This window comes from Spartinivicinus poritis (genome assembly GCF_028858535.1).
GTDB lineage: Bacteria > Pseudomonadota > Gammaproteobacteria > Pseudomonadales > Zooshikellaceae > Spartinivicinus > Spartinivicinus poritis.
In genome coordinates this window covers 94,750-109,178 of the sequence record NZ_JAPMOU010000013.1, presented here as the reverse complement: position 1 = coordinate 109,178, position 14,429 = coordinate 94,750, and the positions used below count along the sequence as shown (strand labels likewise).

Genomic DNA, 14,429 nt, shown 5'->3' with positions numbered 1-14,429 from the left:
TAGAAGCGCGATGGTTTACTGACTTTTTAGCTGGTTCAGTTGTTGGCTCATATCCTTGAGCATTTGTTTAAGCTGCTTAATTTCTTGTTCTAGGGTTGCAAGCCTATCGTTATAACCTTGGTCCAGATGGTTAATAATTTCAGAGCCAGACTGCCGACGCTCAATTTTCATTGCGTAGCTACCTTGCTTATTGGCTTGGCTGATAATCGTTGGGTTGCCGAATTCATCTTGTTGAAAAGTCAGTTGGTGCTGCTTAAATATCTCTGTTAGGGCTGCTCTGGTTTTGCCATCCAGCCCCTGTTGTTTTAAAAATTCATCTACGGTTTGATCGCTAGCCAATATGGGGTCACTGAATGACAGGGCAGGTATAGCAGTTAGTATTGTTGTTAGAACTAAGCTATGTGGCTTCATATTTTATATCCTTAACTATTGAAGCAGATATACTCTTCGCTCCTAATTACCTATTAATATAGGCTCATGAGCTTGGTCATTTGATGGTCTCACCTAAAAAAGCCTTCGCATTGAGTATATATTTCCTATAAGTTAGCCACTATACGCTAGCAGACGAGTAAATGCACTGTTTGGCTTGAGTGTTAAAGTGGAGTGTTTAACCTTTAGGAGCGTCCTATTAGAGGTGCCCTTTAGCCAGCGGATAACAATAAGGCGTGTATTTACCCAAACGAAATGTTTTTAATTGTCGAATACGGTAGTTCACCGGTTGGTTGTGACTATCAAAGATAGCCATAGTGCAGCTATGGCTATCGGTATTAGCGGGTGATTGAAAAAGCGGTGTGTATTGCTCATTGGCGTTGGCATGAAACTCAACAACTATCTGGCAAATATTATTGCCATAGGGTGGTGTTCCAACAAACCAGAATGTATTCATCTTGTTGGCAGGTATCTTAATTATTTGAGGGTCAAAACTACTGCTTGCGTAATTAAAATATTCACCCTTAGAGCAATTATTTTGATTGCTGAAGATAATTCCCTGATAAAAGGTTTTCAGGGTTGCTGTTGGACCATCAAAAGTGGGTTGATAGGTAGTGGCACAAGCAGACATTAGTGTAGAGCAAATTATGGTGAAAACAGCTTTGGTCATTGGGGTAGGTGACAATTAGAGGCTAAAACATGTGAATAAAAATTTTGTCTAATATCTCACAAACCTGTTATATAGACAATAGTTTTGTGAAGCTTGAGTATTTCATCTGGCCTTTAGGATGCTGCTGAATAACACACTTTCAGCGGCTCCTTTGGGTGAATTGATAATATTATCAGTATTCAGTCAAAAATATGGTTTATTATTTGTAGAGGCTTTGGTTTAAGTGACTGAGTTTTTTTAATGGAAATCGGCTGATATAAAGTAAAATAAGAAAAAGAATAAAACAAAAGCTGTATGAAATAAGAAAAGCAACTGTGCTACTTAGTTTATAATGCCAGATCAGAGAGTCATTTAATGCTGTAACTAGCGTTATTGGCTGTAGTAGTAGAGGGGTGCTACAGCAATCACAACTATCAAACGATTTACCAATGAGAGACAAGATAAACCAAGTCATAGTAACTGAAAATAAACTACGGATTACTGTCCTTATCGATTTCATTTTATTATCACAGCAGCAAAGTCAGGTAGTGCTTTAATACTATGTCGATCATCCTGTAGCTTTTTTGCTAAGGGTGAACGCATAATAAAAGCATTACCTAAACGTTAAATTAATAGAGGTGCCCTTTAGTCGACAGGTAGGGTATTCAAGTGTGACAGGGTAGTCTACTTAAACAACAAAGTATTACCAGCTGATACTTTGGGTTGCTGTAGCTAATACTAAGCACAGCTAATATCTAGTTTGGATATTCCATTAGACAGTAAAGGCTTAGATTATGTGGGCCGAACCGTTTGCTTAATTTGCTGACAAACCTTAAGCCGTTTTTTGTTCAAGCAACTCCACAAGTTGTTGTACTTGGCGTAAGCCGTGCTCTGATATATCAATGACTTGAAAGCCAGCCCAGCTATGTTCAGGTGTGTTACTGGCTTTTAACCATAACAACTCAGCAGCCAGGTCAATCGTATCTTTACCGCCAGCAGTAAATGATATTTTGATTTGGCATTGATATAGCCGACTGACGGAAAGTGGTTTGGTTGTGATCAGCATAAAGCCTTCGGTAGAGATATTCACTAGCGCTCCCAGGCAGTCACCTGAAAGCGTGTCGTAAACATTAACAGGTTGAACTGCTTGTGTCCGTAATAGCTGACGTTTTTCCATGGTAGATACCTATTTAAACCTGCTTATGCCATTGCTAAGGCAAATGTTAAGTAACAATTTAAAAAAACATCGGGCTAAGAAATAGTAGCCGTTTGCTTCTTGCTTAAACGTCTCAATACACTGTGGATAGTATCCAGTGCACGATCCATCAGTGGAATTTTTTCTATATAACTAATTTCGGCATCTCCACTGGTAAGCTCTCTTGCTAATACTTCAATTGACTTAACAATAACTCGATTACCTGATTTATCGACAAACATATAATTCCAGGTAGTAGGGCTAAACCAAGACAACTTCATATGGGTAGGTTTTTGCTTTGCGTTAAACTTAAACCAAGTACCAAATTCCAGCGCCTTTAATTGTTTAACCAGGCTTTCATCAATTCCCTCTAAGCCATTTGGTAGGCTTTCAGTGTCGTGTTCTACTTCCATACCTGTTGGCTCTGTTTCAGCAGGTGTTGTTATTTGCTGCTTTGTTTGTGCTGGGTTGGTGGTAGTGACAGCTTCAGGCTTCATATCTGTGGGAGGCTGAGCCTTTATTGCTGCTCGTTGGCAGAGCACGATTGGTTTAATTGCTGCAGTAATATCGTTGGCCTGGTAACTGCCTAAAGCTAACAAGGTTTGCTTAATATCATGCATTAAATGAGGCTGGCGCTCTTTCAATAGCTGTTTTTCTTCCCCGGTATACTTGGGCAAGACACTCCAAAAAATTTCATCGACAATTTGCAAGGCTTTACGCCAGGCAGGGCTGTCAGTGCCATGGCGTAATAGAATAAACACCAAAACATCATGCCATTGGGTTTTGATAAACTCGATAACTGCCGGAGGTATCTTATTACTGGTTGATAACTTTTTACTAATCACCAGATTAGCTCGGTTACGAGCGGCTACTAGTTTATCCCTTCCTTTAGCTGCTTCAACGGCCCGCTTTTCAATGATATCGTTTTGTTTTTTGACTGTTTCAATGAACGTTTTAAACTCCGCTACGAGTTCATCAAATAAACTGATATCACCGCTAAAGTCTTTCACAACCCGTCGTACAATGTGTTGAATCTTTGCTAAAACACCACGCTCGTCGTTTTTGGTGGGCGGCCATAAAACAGCGGCTTGGGCCATTGAGTTTAACAGCCGACGGGCAGGGTGTTGGTGTTTTACAAAGAGCTCTTTATCAAGCAGTGCAATTTTTAGATAAGGTGTATGTAAATGGCTTAATGCTGTTTTACATACATCAGGTAAGTTTTCATCATCCAGGATAAAGTCAAACAGCATACCGACCAGATCGATAATATCGGCATCTGCCTGAGCTATCGTATGGCTTTGCTTGTTTTGGCTTAGCTCATTAACAAAGTGTTGTTGAATCTGATCAACCGGCTGAGGCTTATCAAAATTGAGCTGATCTTCCTGCAAGCTGCTTTTTTGTAAGGTACCTAGTGCAGAAAGTAATTCTTTTTGACTAAAGGTTTCAGCATTGGGTTTATCAGCCAAGTCAGAAAAGCTCAATATGCTTTTAAAGTTACAAGGCTCGTTTTCAGCGTCTACTAAATTATATTTACGTTGTAAGTCTATTAATCCATTAATGGAATCAAATAGTTGTTGACTCACTTCATCCCACTGTTCTGGAGCATGAGCCGCATAAGGGTTATTAGTGGTTAAGGCATCAACAGCTTTCTTTGCAGCTATAGAGTGCTCATTAGGCTGGCCCTGCTCGTCATTCAGAGGCTCATCTACTACTTGTTCTTTTGTGGTGCTATTGGCAGCAATAGTAGCTGCAATTTTGGCTGCTTCACTTAAAGCCGTCATGTCGCTTTCATTCGGCTGTTGAGCATTGGATTGTTGTGGTTTTGACTTGGACTTATGCTCGCTAGTGGTTCCAGTATATTTTAAGTTCGGTAATATATTGGCCTCAATAAAGTGATTATTAATGGCCTGATAGGTTGCAGGTAGTTTGGCAATAACATAAATGTCAAATAACTGATAAAGTGCTTCTTTTATTCGCCTATCAACTTGGATAGGTTGTAGTGCTTCGCTTAATACCTCAATAAGCTGTTTAGGGGCAATAGGGTTAGTTTCGTCGGTGACTTTTTGGCCGCCGACTAAAATAGATAACCGTTGATTCATGCCATATAAAACTTCTGCACACTGGCCTGCTGCACGGGTGGCAATATTAAGTAAGATCATTGATTCTTCATAAGCTTCATCATGAAGCACTGATAGCTCATCAAATGTTATTTGTTGGCCATCTTCAGTATCTGTGGGTTTTGGCGTAAAGGAATCAATGAAGTGTTGAAAACGTGCGGATAGTTTTTGGTGGAAATCCCGCTCAACCTGTGGCCGCTGAATACGCAACTCTCTCATCCCATCAAAAAATAGCGACTGGATCTTATTGCTTTCAGCTTTGTCTGCTGCATCAAATAGCGCATCATCAACATGGTCAAACATTTCTGCCAGTGCTTTGGCAGTAAAGTTCATCATAGACTTGCGACATGCTTGTAATAGTTCGGCATGCTGACTATTGCCATCTCTAAATTGAGGGTGCTTGCTATGTAAGTTAACTACTTTGGAGTTATCCTGCTTGCTCATAGGGATCCTTGTGAAGTGAATCCATGCAAATCGTTGAGACTAATCTAAGGAACGTGCACGAAATAACTTACAGTTTTGGCTCCAATCCATCCCGCTTGGCTGTGTTGCAAAAACTCGACGTAGGCCCACTATGCCTTCTTTTTTGCGCCTTGCCAAACGGGCACCTTGGAATAAAAAGCTAGCAAGTTATTTCGTGCACGTCCCTAAGATTCTAAGCAAAAGTAGCCGGAAGATAAATTTTAAGAGAACGCTGGGCTACGGTTACACGCGTAATCAATATCACTGACTATATAAGCGGTAGCACTACTAACTACTACTAGTAGTATAGTAGTTGCCTAGTTATTGCATTGGCAAACCAGTAAAACCACTTATAAACTAGCGCTTAGCTTAGTTAAAAAGCCAGTATGCCTTTAGGTAAGCTTCAACTGCCGCAGAAAAAAATTAAGAATTTTTACGCTAACCCTTGACAGTTTTTCTCACTAAGGTATTATGCGCGCCACCAACGTTGAGGGGGCAGCCAAAACTGCTTCTAAAACAAGCTTCTAAAGCAGGTGGGCTTTTAATCTGTAGGATTTTACGTAAAAATCTGGTTAAATGAAGCTGGTCACTTTACAGAGGATGATTAAACTAGTAAGTTATCCGTCCGCTGTTGAAGATCCCCGATAGCTCAGTTGGTAGAGCAAATGACTGTTAATCATTGGGTCACTGGTTCGAGTCCAGTTCGGGGAGCCACTCGGGGTATAGCGCAGTCTGGTAGCGCGCCTGCTTTGGGAGCAGGATGTCGGGAGTTCGAATCTCTCTACCCCGACCATTTTCTAAGGGTCGTTAGCTCAGTTGGTAGAGCAGTTGGCTTTTAACCAATTGGTCGCTGGTTCGAGTCCAGCACGACCCACCATTTCCAAATCTACTTCTTCTTATAGTTAAATCTTTTCAGTTTTTTAAATCCCCTTATTGCTTCTTGTAACTATATAAATAGCTTTTCGTTAGCTGGTTATGCTGTTTACATAAAGCCAGGCAATGAGTCTACTGAGCAGGCCAAAGCCAACTACCACTAAAGTAATAATTAAAAGTAGCTTCATGGGTTTAAATGGCTGTCGTTCTACTTGATTAACAGGGGTGTTAAGAAACTGCTCCACCCGTTTCATGTCTTCTTTGGAAAGTTTGTTGTTGGTCATTTCACCACTTCTATATTTTTAGCCTTTTCCCTAAGAGGCTGTTGAAAAGGTATTCTTAGCACCCTCTCCCTCTGGGAGAGGGTGTATTTATTTTGAAGGGCTTTGAGTAGACTTTCATAAAATCCCCCTCAATCCCCCTTCTTCAAAGGGGGAGGTAATAGTTACAACATCTCAATTGCTACAGCGGTTGCCTCTCCACCACCAATACATAGCGAAGCAACTCCTCGTTGTTTGCCATAATGCTTTAACGCATACATTAAGCTAATAATGATTCGTGAGCCGGTAGAGCCAATCGGATGCCCCTGGGCACAGGCGCCACCATGTACATTCACTTTTTCATGGGGTAAACCGTGTTCTTGCATGGCGAGCATCGTCACCATGGCAAAGGCTTCATTAATTTCAAATAAATCCACTTGGTCAGCATGCCATCCCACTTTATTAAATAAGTTGGTCATCGCACCTACTGGAGCAGTAGTAAATAATGAAGGGTGTTGTGATTGGGTCGCATGGCCAACAATTCTTGCCATGGCTTGAATACCTCTTGCTTCGGCCTCAGTTTCTGGCATCAGGACCAAAGCAGATGCACCATCTGAAATTGAGCTGGAGTTGGCAGCAGTAATCGTACCGTCTTTACTAAATGCAGCGCGTAAGTGAGGGATTTTGTCTAGTTGAGCATTGCCAGGTTGTTCGTCAATTTTAACAATAGTCTCCCCTTTACGAGTTTTTACAGTAACTGGCGTAATTTCTGCGTCCAACTTGCCTGACTCAATCGCTTGCTGAGCTCGTTTTAAGGAGGTAATTGCAAAGTTATCCATATCTTCTCTGGATAGGCTATGTTTATCGGCGGTCTCCTGAGCAAAAGACCCCATCAAACGACCGGTTTCAGCATCTTCCAAACCATCTAGAAACATATGGTCTTTAACTTCGGCATGGCCCATTCGATAACCGCTGCGAGCTTTATCCAGTAAGTAAGGGGCATTGGACATACTCTCCATACCGCCAGCTACCATAATTTTATTCGTACCTGCTTTTATAAGGTCATGGGCCAGCATAACGGCTTTCATGCCAGATCCACATAGCTTATTAATTGTTGTACAGCCAGTCGCAGGTGGGAGCCCAGCTAATAATGATGCCTGGCGGGCAGGGCCTTGTTTTAGCCCTGCAGGCAACACACAGCCCATAATCACTTCTTCAATTTCTTCTGGTTTCAGGTGGGAGCGGTTGAGAGCTTCTTTTATTGCAGCAGCACCTAATTGTGGTGCAGTAACAGAGCTTAGTGCACCTTGAAAGCCACCCATTGGGGTACGAGCACCATTGACGATAACAATCGAATCCTGACTCATGATCTATCCTAATTGGTGATAATAGCGTTATTTTTTGATATGACTTTATCGTGCTCCACCGGTTTTGGCTAGCCCAAAATATTTCAGTACTGTAAGTCAGTTAACGTATACTAGATTTTGAGCAAATGTAACAAAAAGGTAGATAAAATTTTTACAGAAATATTAAATAGAAATATTAAAACAAAAAGGAATTTCCGGTAATGAAAACCAAGATAATTGACCCTACTCAATCTGCTTATAATTACCCCTTACTGCTGAAACGACTGTTACTCTCTGGTGGCCGTTATGAGCCCAATCGAGAGATTGTTTACCGTGATCAAATGCGCTACAACTATTCCACATTAAAAGAACGCATCTGTCGGCTAGCTAATTTACTGGTAAAAGCAGGGGTAAAGCCCGGTGATGCAGTGGGGGTGATGGAGTGGGATAGCCACCGTTATCTTGAGTGTATGTTTGCAATTCCGATGATTGGGGCCATTATCCATACGGTTAATATACGGCTGTCGCCTGATCAGGTGTTGTATACCATGAATCATGCAGACGACACATTGGTACTAGTCAATGATGAGTTTTTACCGATTATTGAAGGTATTCATGACCAGCTAAAAACGGTCACTAACTATGTGCTGCTGTCTGATAATAAAAATGCAGCAGTGCCTGACAAATTACCTTTTATTGGCGAATATGAACAGTTATTGGCTGAGGCCGATTCGCACTATGATTTCCCGGATTTTGATGAAAATAGCGTAGCAACAACTTTTTATACAACAGGCACTACCGGTAACCCTAAAGGAGTATATTTCACTCACCGCCAGTTAGTGTTGCATTCATTAGTCATTGCCCAGGCACTGGGCACCTTGTCTGGACATGATTTAATGAAGTCTTCTGATGTGTACATGCCTATTACCCCGATGTTTCATGTGCATGGTTGGGGGGTGCCTTACGCAGCGACCATGTTAGGTGCAAAGCAGGTTTATCCTGGCCGATATGAGCCAGAAATGCTGCTCAAGTTGTATATGACAGAAAAAGTTTCTTTCTCCCATTGTGTGCCGACCATTATGTTTATGATTGTTCAGGCAGCCAAGGCCAATAATATTAAGTTTGATAACTGGAAAGTCTTAATTGGCGGTTCCGCATTACCCAAAGGGCTGGCTGTTGCAGCAAGAGAGGTGGGGATTCATCTGAATGGGGCTTATGGTATGTCCGAAACCTGCCCTCTATTAGCTGTTGCTTATTTAAATGATGAACTACAGGCGCTAAATCCTGATGAGCAATTGAATTATCGGATTAAAACGGGCATTCCTTCAGCGCTGGTTGATTTAGAAGTAATGGATGAAAATGGCAAGTTATTACCTCATGATGGTAAGTCAGTAGGCGAAATAGTGTGCCGTACGCCCTGGTTAACTCAAGGCTATTTTAAAGAGCCAGAAAAGAGTGAAGACTTATGGCAGGGAGGGTGGTTACATACAGGCGATATGGCCACTATTGACGAGTTAGGGTTTGTGCAAATTTGCGATCGCATGAAAGACATTATTAAAACCGGTGGTGAGTGGATTTCATCCCTTGATTTAGAAAACCTGCTTTCACAACACTCGGCAATAGCAGAGGCTGCTGTTGTGGGCATACCTGATGATCGTTGGGGAGAGCGGCCTTTTGCTATGTTGGTGTTAGAAAAAGATCAAACGGCAACGGCGGAAACCATTAAACAACATTTACAAACATATGTTGATACAGGTGAAATTAATAAGTGGGCGATTCCTGATCGTATAGAATTTGTCGAGGCAATTCCTAAAACCAGTGTCGGGAAAATAGATAAAAAGAAAATTCGAGCAGATATCCAATAATCAGAGGCCATAAACAACTATTAGAGGTGCTCTTTACTACTCTTATAAAGGGATTTATTATCTTGAAAAATTTATGGTCTTTAAGAGTAGTATACCCAATACGAATGGTTTTTAGGTGCGGCCATCAAGTGACGAGGCTCCATGAGCCTATAAATAATAGGTGATTGGGGCGAGGAATGAAGATAACAAAACCTAGAAATCATTCGTGAAGGGTATATACCCAATACGAGTCATTGCCCATCAGCTACACTTAATGGGATTAAAATCGGCTTTTGTTTTCCCAAGGAGGGGGGTATGTCGTCGCAACATACCATCGCAATTTATGATGAGTCATTCAATGGTCCTTTAACCCAACGGCTTACTCAATACTTTGAAGTAATCCCTTTAAAGGTTGCCGATGACTGCTTTACTGCTGCTGAAAATCCGGCTGTTGATGTCATTGTGTTACGGGTGATAGGGAGTGATGAGCAACTACTAACCTTGTGCCAACAACTCTATGAGTTTGATCAGGGCAATAATATTTCAGTGGTATTGGTGGCGGACTGCCAGGAGCTAGACTTTAAAGTGAAAGCGCTGGAAATGGGGTGCCATGACTTAATAGCAAGTACTGTGTCAGACCAGGAGTTGAGTGCTCGTATAACGAAAGAGATATTCCACTCGATTGCCAGCCGGCAGTTGAAGAAAAGATTGCAGTTAAAAATACCTGAGTTTGCTGAAGATAAGCAAAAATTTTTGTTAAATACCGTTATCGATTTTAACTTAGAGGCACTGCAGACTGAGAATATTGATGAGTTGAGTCAGCAACTATTTAAAACCATGAGGGCCTTTAATTTAGAGTGCAGCTTGCAATTACGCTGTCATAATTCAGTAAAAAATATGGAAGCTCATGGTATGGCAAAGGCGCTGGAGTCGCAGTTGCTTGATCAGTTAAAAGGAATGGGAGAGCGCTACCAGTTTGGTAAAAAAATGATATTTAATTATGGTGATGTTTCATTGTTGGTTAAAGTCATTCCTGAGCAAATTAAGCAAGATAAAGATTTAGTATTTACGCTGATTGAAAAAATCCTTCAAGTCATTGATCGCCAACTATCTGTGTTAGAAGAGAGAAACCTGCTTAAAGAACAGCGAGAAATAATGAAAATGTTAGTTCTGAGGGTTCATCGTTATGTGCAAAAGACAGGGGATAGCTGTCAAGAAGTAATACAACAAGTAGCGACTATGACGGAAAAGACCACTCAACAACTTGTGCAGGCTATTGCTCGTTTACCTATTGATGACAATGACTTGAGTTATTGTGAAGAAATTATTAACCATAATACCCATCAGTTTAATGCATTGCTTGAGCGGGGTAGCTGTTTAGATGAAGACTTTGAGCAGATGATATGTCGGATGGCAGATATCGTTCTCTCTAATAAAGCCACTGATCGTGTGAGATTGATCTCTGAGTTACTGACCAGAAAGCCAGTCTAATCTTTAGTTATTGTTCAATAAAGTGGTGAGAGATTTATCAAAAGTGCAAGACACTCGGTAGATAGGTACTGGAATTGTGTTTTGAGGTATGCTCATTCACAAGTGATTTTTAAGCTTCGCATAGGGTATGAGCGCAGTTCACCCTTTATATAGGCCCATGGGGCTTCGTTATGCGCTGGCCACCCCTAAAAAACCACTCGTATTGGATATATATCTTTTTTATGCCGATTTCACAAACTTTGATCGTTTACTTTTTGTCGTCAAACAATGAGGTTACAATCGGCTGAACTAAAAAAGTGGCCAGTAGGTCACTATTGCTTTATGAAAGTAATCCACTTTTTGTATAGGATGCTTATATGATAAAGAAAATTGCTGCAACAACTTTGGCTGTAACAGTGCTGGCGGGCTGCCAAACGACCAACCCTTATACCGGGGAGGAAGAGTTTAATAAAACCTCAAAATACGGTGGGATTGGTGCACTAGCCGGTGCTGTAGTGGGTGGTTTGGCTGATGGTAAAAAAGGTGCCCTTAAAGGTGCAGCTGCAGGTGCTGCGGCAGGTGCTGGGTATGGCTACTATGTTGACCGGCAAGAAGATAAGCTAAGAGCGCAACTTCGTGGTACAGGTGTACGGGTACAGCGTCAAGGCAATCACTTACGCTTAATTATGCCAGGTAACATCACCTTTAATACTAATTCATACGACATTCAGGCTGGGTTCTATCGAGTACTCAACTCAGTATCAACTGTGTTGAAAGAATTTGATAAGAATGGTGTTGAGGTTGTTGGCCACACTGATAGTACTGGTGGTTATCAATATAACCAGCAACTGTCGCAGAAACGGGCGCAAAGTGTTGCTAGTTACTTGATCAACCAAGGTGTGACACCAAACCGGGTCAGTTATTATGGTGCCGGTCCTGACAACCCGATTGCTGATAATAGTTCGACGGGTGGTCGCCAGCAGAACCGCCGGGTAGAAATTAACCTGAAGCCGCCTGCTCAGTATTAATCCTTTCTACCCTAATTTATGCAACGTTAGGGTATACTCACCAGAAGGTAAGCTTTACCTTCTGGTGAGTTTGATTGCTAGCGCTGCTACAAATCCCCAAACCCAATTAAAAAATACAACAAATACTGGTGTCAGTAACCCAAGCTCAAGTCCAGCCATACCTTTATGGGCCTTATAGGGGAATACCACAAACAGTTGAACAGCCGTTGGACCTAAACTCAACAGGCTGCCTTTAAGCAATAGTTTAGATTTCATAAAAGGCAATAAAAACAATAGTCCCCAGATACCACCCCATACAATACGTGGGTAAAGCCAATCAGGGCTTAAAAAAGGGGCAATAGCAACATCCATTGCTCTGGTAATACCGAAATAGCCAAATGACCAAACCGTTAAGCTATTGGCAAGAGCACCCAAACAACCTGCCGAGAAATAAATCATTAGTTTTTTCATTGATATGCCATCAATCAGTTATGAGCTGAGTTGGTCGTAGGTCAATTCTGCCAACCCCAGTAATTGATCGCGCGGTAATTCACCTGTTAATGCATAACCTAATTCGCGGTCTACCCAATAGAATACACCTACCTTATTAGTTTGGGTGTAGTGAAAGGCGGTTTCACGATTTTCTGTTGCATCATGGCGAACATAAAGAGTAAGGCGATTGCCAGCATTATTTTCGTACATAAAATGCGCAACAGGGCCTTTGTCACCTGGTAATAGACGTCCACCGACTAAACGGTAACCACGGCTTGTTAGTTGAGGGATACGCAGCTGAATACCCAATCGTTTTGAAAGCCACTTAACAAGATGAGCTTCTTGATCTGCTCTTACTTCAACGGGGTGGCGCACTTCAGGGGTGTAAACCACATGCGCTAAAGTCGCCTGTTGAGCAATGGGTAAAAACGATGGTGGAGGGGTGGCAGCAATAGGAGGAATGTTTTGTTCTTGAGTGTACTTACCTTGAAGGTTAAAACCAACTATTCCACCGAAAGTCATCCAGGCAACAGCGGCAGCAACCCGAAACCAGGCTGATCTCTGAGCAGCAGGGCGGCGAGCAGCTAGTTTTAAATGATTGGGTATAGGGGCTGATAACTCAGCAGTAAAATCTTGCTGGATGAGTTGTTGCTGCTTTTTCCAATTATTTATTTGATTCGCTTCTTCAGGGTGTTCTGCTAGCCATTGCTCAAGCTCGTTGTGACGGGCTGGATCCAGTTGGTTGTCCACATAGGCATGTAGTTCATTTTCACTTGGCTTGTTCATTTCACAATCCTCAGCGAATGCGGGTGGCTATCATTGCTTGGATTATTATTGTTAGCAAGTATGGTGGCCAGTTTGGCACGGGCTCGGGAGAGTCTTGACATCACTGTCCCTTGGGGAATACCGAGAATTTTTGCTGTGTCAACGTAGGAATATTCTTCAAGGGTGACCAGCAGCAGCACTTCGCGCTGTTCAATTGGCAGTTGAGCAATAGCGACTCGGATATCACGTAGCTCCAAAGCATCAGCTTGGGTAGCTCGGCTGCTGGGCTCTTCATTGAGTTCATGGTAAGGGTCGGGCTGTGGTATGCGGCGACGATATTGGTTAACAAACACATTGTGCATAATTGTCATTAACCATCTATCCAGCCGACTACCACGTCGAAATAATGATAGCTTTCTCCAGCCTCTTTCCAACGTGTCTTGCACTAGGTCATCTGCTGCGTGTTGGTCGCCTGTTAGAGCAATCGCATAACGGCGCAAGCGGGGTAAATGAGCCTCAAAGCTATCCATACATCACCTCAAGAACAGCAATGATTATTGAACAACATGCCATACATTTTTAAAGCCATCGCCAGTGGTATCACCTGGTTTTTGGTCTTTAATCCAAAAGTATAGGGGCTTGCCCTTAATCGCCCACTGTTTGCTGCCATCATCTCGGGTAACAATGGAAAAGTCCCCGCTAGGCTTAGCCGCTTTGTCTGCATATAAAGGGGGCCAATTGACCGCACATTTGCCATTACAAACGCTTTTCCCTGAATTGGCGACATCTTTATCAAAGGTATAAAGCGTCATGCCATTATCCCCTACCAAAATGCCATTTTGTTTTTGAGCTGGCCCGTGGCCTGCATTAGCACAAGCAGCAGTGGTCGCAATAAATAGTGCGGCAGCGGTAAGACGTAGTTTATGCATCGAGTTACTCCTATTAAATAAATAAAACTATTAGCGAAAAGTAGTTTGTTGCTTTTCGCTAACAGTCATACTCATTAACAACTTGATTAGTGGAGTTATTCCCGAGCAATAATAAAAAAGTTTGTCGGTTATTTTAAATATCTATCCTATAGCCCTGTATTTTCTCCACGCGCAGAGTGTCTACCTTTGAAACCAGGGCCTTGTTCGCAATTAAAACGTTTTTTATGCTGCTGACGACGCTCTTTACGCTTTTCATGAAGTTGCTGGAATTTATCAATTTGTTCTGCTGATAAAACACTGGACAGCTGACTAACAGTGCTTTGATGTATTTGCTCCATTTCAGCTTGAATTTGTGGCCGATACTTTTCATGAATTGCACAACGTTGTTTACGCTGGTTGCTCATGATGGATTTAAATGCTTCTTTTTGCTCAGCAGTAAGGGATAGTTCCTTGGCAATCTTAGGTCCTTTATGCTTTCCAGGATGGGGTTCACTCCAGGCTAAGTTGTTGAAAGCTAAAGGAAGCGTCAGTGCCATTGCTGCTAAGCCATAACCTAGTTTGTTCATTGTGTGGTACCTCGTTCGTTGCTGT

14 protein-coding genes and 3 tRNA genes are annotated in these 14,429 nt (G+C 42.0%); 6 read left to right on the top strand and 11 right to left on the bottom strand.

Going from position 1 to position 14,429, the window contains the following annotated elements; all coding sequences use genetic code 11:
- Nucleotides 1-15: 15 nt before the first annotated feature.
- The 4 genes from ORQ98_RS12110 to ORQ98_RS12095 form a co-directional block, all read right to left on the bottom strand.
- Nucleotides 16-411 carry a hypothetical protein gene (locus tag ORQ98_RS12110; RefSeq protein ID WP_274689070.1) on the bottom strand — a complete coding sequence of 132 codons (396 nt, stop codon included), beginning with the start codon at nt 409-411 and terminating at the stop codon, nt 16-18.
- Nucleotides 412-628: 217 nt separating this feature from the next.
- Nucleotides 629-1,099 carry a hypothetical protein gene (locus ORQ98_RS12105; protein WP_274689069.1) on the bottom strand — a complete coding sequence of 157 codons (471 nt, stop codon included), beginning with the start codon at nt 1,097-1,099 and terminating at the stop codon, nt 629-631.
- Nucleotides 1,100-1,910: 811 nt separating this feature from the next.
- On the bottom strand, nt 1,911-2,255 hold the full coding sequence (locus ORQ98_RS12100; protein ID WP_274689068.1) for a PilZ domain-containing protein: 345 nt from the start codon (nt 2,253-2,255) through the stop codon (nt 1,911-1,913).
- Nucleotides 2,256-2,329: 74 nt separating this feature from the next.
- Nucleotides 2,330-4,834: a DUF1631 domain-containing protein gene (locus ORQ98_RS12095; RefSeq protein ID WP_274689067.1), complete on the bottom strand. Its 2,505-nt coding sequence runs from the start codon at nt 4,832-4,834 to the stop codon at nt 2,330-2,332.
- Nucleotides 4,835-5,490: 656 nt separating this feature from the next.
- Here ORQ98_RS12095 and ORQ98_RS12090 point away from each other — a divergent pair.
- From ORQ98_RS12090 to ORQ98_RS12080, 3 genes are all read left to right on the top strand, one after another.
- Nucleotides 5,491-5,566, top strand: a tRNA-Asn gene (locus ORQ98_RS12090).
- Nucleotides 5,567-5,568: 2 nt separating this feature from the next.
- Nucleotides 5,569-5,645, top strand: a tRNA-Pro gene (locus ORQ98_RS12085).
- Between the two features lie 8 nt (nt 5,646-5,653).
- Nucleotides 5,654-5,729: transfer RNA gene (locus ORQ98_RS12080), tRNA-Lys, on the top strand.
- 88 nt (nt 5,730-5,817) lie between these two features.
- Here ORQ98_RS12080 and ORQ98_RS12075 read toward each other — a convergent pair.
- Nucleotides 5,818-6,009: a DUF3094 family protein gene (locus ORQ98_RS12075; protein WP_274689066.1), complete on the bottom strand. Its 192-nt coding sequence runs from the start codon at nt 6,007-6,009 to the stop codon at nt 5,818-5,820.
- A gap of 161 nt (nt 6,010-6,170) precedes the next feature.
- A complete protein-coding gene (locus ORQ98_RS12070) occupies nt 6,171-7,352 on the bottom strand; it encodes an acetyl-CoA C-acyltransferase (RefSeq protein WP_274689065.1) in 1,182 nt (393 codons plus the stop codon).
- A gap of 200 nt (nt 7,353-7,552) precedes the next feature.
- On the opposite strand from ORQ98_RS12070, the gene ORQ98_RS12065 reads away from it, so the two are divergent.
- The 3 genes from ORQ98_RS12065 (at nt 7,553) to ORQ98_RS12055 (ending at nt 11,673) form a co-directional block, all read left to right on the top strand.
- Nucleotides 7,553-9,196 (top strand): fatty acid--CoA ligase, encoded by a 1,644-nt coding sequence (locus ORQ98_RS12065; RefSeq protein ID WP_274689064.1) that lies wholly within the window; start codon nt 7,553-7,555, stop codon nt 9,194-9,196.
- Nucleotides 9,197-9,490: 294 nt separating this feature from the next.
- On the top strand, nt 9,491-10,666 hold the full coding sequence (locus ORQ98_RS12060) for a response regulator (RefSeq protein WP_274689063.1): 1,176 nt from the start codon (nt 9,491-9,493) through the stop codon (nt 10,664-10,666).
- A gap of 356 nt (nt 10,667-11,022) precedes the next feature.
- Nucleotides 11,023-11,673, top strand: coding sequence for a YiaD family glycine zipper/OmpA-like lipoprotein (locus ORQ98_RS12055; protein WP_274689062.1), 651 nt, complete (start codon nt 11,023-11,025; stop codon nt 11,671-11,673).
- Nucleotides 11,674-11,727: 54 nt separating this feature from the next.
- Here ORQ98_RS12055 and ORQ98_RS12050 read toward each other — a convergent pair whose 3' ends face one another.
- The 5 genes from ORQ98_RS12050 to ORQ98_RS12030 all read right to left on the bottom strand — a co-directional run bounded on the left by ORQ98_RS12050 (nt 11,728) and on the right by ORQ98_RS12030 (nt 14,404).
- A complete protein-coding gene (locus ORQ98_RS12050; RefSeq protein WP_274689061.1) occupies nt 11,728-12,123 on the bottom strand; it encodes a hypothetical protein in 396 nt (131 codons plus the stop codon).
- A gap of 18 nt (nt 12,124-12,141) precedes the next feature.
- Nucleotides 12,142-12,930 carry an anti-sigma factor family protein gene (locus tag ORQ98_RS12045; RefSeq protein ID WP_274689060.1) on the bottom strand — a complete coding sequence of 263 codons (789 nt, stop codon included), beginning with the start codon at nt 12,928-12,930 and terminating at the stop codon, nt 12,142-12,144.
- Nucleotides 12,927-13,439 carry an RNA polymerase sigma factor gene (locus ORQ98_RS12040; RefSeq protein WP_274689059.1) on the bottom strand — a complete coding sequence of 171 codons (513 nt, stop codon included), beginning with the start codon at nt 13,437-13,439 and terminating at the stop codon, nt 12,927-12,929. Before ORQ98_RS12040 ends, ORQ98_RS12045 begins: the two co-directional genes overlap by 4 nt.
- A gap of 24 nt (nt 13,440-13,463) precedes the next feature.
- Nucleotides 13,464-13,838, bottom strand: a complete 375-nt coding sequence (locus ORQ98_RS12035; protein ID WP_274689058.1) for a COG4315 family predicted lipoprotein — start codon at nt 13,836-13,838, stop codon at nt 13,464-13,466.
- 146 nt (nt 13,839-13,984) lie between these two features.
- The gene (locus tag ORQ98_RS12030) at nt 13,985-14,404 is read right to left on the bottom strand and encodes a Spy/CpxP family protein refolding chaperone (RefSeq protein ID WP_274689057.1); all 420 of its coding nucleotides are present in this window, start codon (nt 14,402-14,404) and stop codon (nt 13,985-13,987) included.
- Nucleotides 14,405-14,429: the final 25 nt, after the last annotated feature.

Excerpts from the sequence above, each read along its gene's own strand:
- ORQ98_RS12110 (WP_274689070.1), bottom strand. The coding sequence starts at position 411 with ATGAAGCCACATAGCTTAGTTCTAACAACAATACTAACTGCTATACCT.
- ORQ98_RS12065 (WP_274689064.1), top strand. The coding sequence starts at position 7,553 with ATGAAAACCAAGATAATTGACCCTACTCAATCTGCTTATAATTACCCC.
- ORQ98_RS12105 (WP_274689069.1), bottom strand. The coding sequence starts at position 1,099 with ATGACCAAAGCTGTTTTCACCATAATTTGCTCTACACTAATGTCTGCT.
- ORQ98_RS12060 (WP_274689063.1), top strand. The coding sequence starts at position 9,491 with ATGTCGTCGCAACATACCATCGCAATTTATGATGAGTCATTCAATGGT.
- ORQ98_RS12100 (WP_274689068.1), bottom strand. The coding sequence starts at position 2,255 with ATGGAAAAACGTCAGCTATTACGGACACAAGCAGTTCAACCTGTTAAT.
- ORQ98_RS12050 (WP_274689061.1), bottom strand. The coding sequence starts at position 12,123 with ATGAAAAAACTAATGATTTATTTCTCGGCAGGTTGTTTGGGTGCTCTT.
- ORQ98_RS12040 (WP_274689059.1), bottom strand. The coding sequence starts at position 13,439 with ATGGATAGCTTTGAGGCTCATTTACCCCGCTTGCGCCGTTATGCGATT.
- ORQ98_RS12055 (WP_274689062.1), top strand. The coding sequence starts at position 11,023 with ATGATAAAGAAAATTGCTGCAACAACTTTGGCTGTAACAGTGCTGGCG.
- ORQ98_RS12030 (WP_274689057.1), bottom strand. The coding sequence starts at position 14,404 with ATGAACAAACTAGGTTATGGCTTAGCAGCAATGGCACTGACGCTTCCT.
- ORQ98_RS12095 (WP_274689067.1), bottom strand. The coding sequence starts at position 4,834 with ATGAGCAAGCAGGATAACTCCAAAGTAGTTAACTTACATAGCAAGCAC.
- ORQ98_RS12035 (WP_274689058.1), bottom strand. The coding sequence starts at position 13,838 with ATGCATAAACTACGTCTTACCGCTGCCGCACTATTTATTGCGACCACT.
- ORQ98_RS12045 (WP_274689060.1), bottom strand. The coding sequence starts at position 12,930 with ATGAACAAGCCAAGTGAAAATGAACTACATGCCTATGTGGACAACCAA.
- ORQ98_RS12070 (WP_274689065.1), bottom strand. The coding sequence starts at position 7,352 with ATGAGTCAGGATTCGATTGTTATCGTCAATGGTGCTCGTACCCCAATG.
- ORQ98_RS12075 (WP_274689066.1), bottom strand. The coding sequence starts at position 6,009 with ATGACCAACAACAAACTTTCCAAAGAAGACATGAAACGGGTGGAGCAG.